Below are 1,888 nucleotides of genomic sequence, written 5' to 3'. Positions count from 1 at the left end.
CCGGGCGACAGCCACGCCGAGATCGCCATCGCGGCGCTGGCGGCGGGCAAGCACGTCCTGTGCGAGAAGCCGCTGGCCAACACCGTGGCCGAGGCCGAGGCCATGGCCGCGGCGGCGAAGGAGGCGGCGGCGCGCGGGGTGCGCAGCATGGTCGCCTTCAACTACCGCCGCGTGCCCGCGGTCGCGCTGGCCCGGCGGTTCGTCGAGGAGGGCAGGCTCGGGGAGATCCGGCACGTGCGGGCGCAGTACCTGCAGGACTGGATCGTCGACCCGGAGTTCCCCCTCGTCTGGCGGCTCCAGAAGGACAAGGCCGGGTCCGGCGCCCTCGGCGACATCGGCGCGCACATCATCGACACCGCGCAGTTCATCGTCGGCCGATCGCTGACGGGGGTGAGCGCGCTCACCGAGACCTTCATCAAGGAGCGTCCGCTCGCCGAAGGGTCGAGCGGCCTGGCCGCCGAGGGCGGCGCCGGTGAGATGGGCGAGGTGACGGTGGACGACGCGGCGCTGTTCATCGGCCGCTTCGACGGCGGGGCGCTGGCCTCGTTCGAGGCCACCCGCTTCGCCACCGGGCGTAAGAACGCGCTGCGCATCGAGGTCAACGGGTCGCTGGGCAGCCTGTCCTTCGACTTCGAGGCGATGAACGAGCTGTGGTTCCACGACCACACCATCGACAGCGCCGAGCAGGGCTTCCGACGGATCCTCGTCACCGAGCCGGACCACCCGTACGCCGGGGCGTGGTGGCCGCCGGGTCACGGCCTCGGCTACGAGCACACCTTCGTCCACGAGGCGAAGGACTTCCTGGAGGCGATCGCCGCCGGCACCGACCCGGCGCCGTCCTTCGAGGACGGGCTGCGGGTGCAGCGGGTGCTGGCGGCCGTCGAGCAGAGCGCGGCTGAGGGCAGCCGCTTCACGACTGTGGAGGATTCATGACCAGGCCGGTCACGTTGTTCACCGGGCAGTGGGCGGACCTGCCGTTCGAGGAAGTCTGCCGCCTGGCCTCCGAATGGGGCTACGACGGCCTGGAGCTCGCCTGCTGGGGCGACCACTTCGAGGTCGACAAGGCCCTCGCCGACGACTCCTACGTCGAGCGCAAGAAGGAGACCCTGGCCAAGTACAACCTCGGGGTGTGGACGATCTCCAACCACCTCCTCAGCCAGGCCGTCTGCGACCACCCCATCGACGAACGCCACAAGGGCATCCTGCCCGCCCGCATCTGGGGCGACGGCGAACCCGAAGGCGTCCGGCAGCGCGCCGCCGAGGAACTCAAGGACACCGCCCGCGCCGCCGCCAAACTCGGCGTCTCGACCGTGGTGGGCTTCACCGGCTCCTCCATCTGGCACACCCTGGCGATGTTCCCGCCGGTGCCGCCGTCGATGATCGAGGCGGGCTACGCCGACTTCGCCGACCGCTTCAACCCGATCCTCGACGTCTTCGACGAGGTGGGGGTGCGTTTCGCGCACGAGGTGCACCCCAGCGAGATCGCCTACGACTACCACACCACGGTGCGGACGCTGGAGGCCATCGGTCACCGGCCGGCCTTCGGGCTGAACTGGGACCCCTCGCACATGGTGTGGCAGGGCCTTGACCCGGCGAACTTCATCCTCGACTTCGCCGACAAGATCTACCACGTCGACTGCAAGGACGCCCGGGTCGCCACCCGCGACGGCCGCCGCGGTCGCCTGGCCTCGCACCTGGCCTGGGCCGATCCCCGCCGTGGGTGGGACTTCGTGTCCACCGGCCGGGGCGACGTGCCGTGGGAGGAGTGCTTCCGGGCGCTCAACCACATCGGTTACGACGGCCCGATCTCCGTCGAGTGGGAGGACGCGGGCATGGACCGGCTGCACGGCGCACCCGAGGCCCTCGCCTACATCCGCTCGCTCAACGC

2 protein-coding genes are annotated in these 1,888 nt (G+C 70.8%); both read left to right on the top strand.

Going from position 1 to position 1,888, the window contains the following annotated elements:
• Positions 1–933 (top strand): Gfo/Idh/MocA family protein (locus FLX07_RS35735; protein ID WP_142576389.1); only part of this gene is annotated, 933 nt, incomplete at its 5' end.
• Positions 930–1,888, top strand: a 959-nt coding sequence (locus FLX07_RS35730; RefSeq protein ID WP_142576387.1) for a sugar phosphate isomerase/epimerase family protein, incomplete at its 3' end; no start/stop codon positions are given. The genes FLX07_RS35735 and FLX07_RS35730, both read left to right, overlap by 4 nt.

The sequence above is a fragment of the Microbispora bryophytorum genome (genome assembly GCF_006874465.1).
Taxonomy (GTDB): Bacteria; Actinomycetota; Actinomycetes; order Streptosporangiales; family Streptosporangiaceae; genus Microbispora; species Microbispora bryophytorum.
This window is presented reverse-complemented; position numbering and strand designations above follow the sequence as displayed.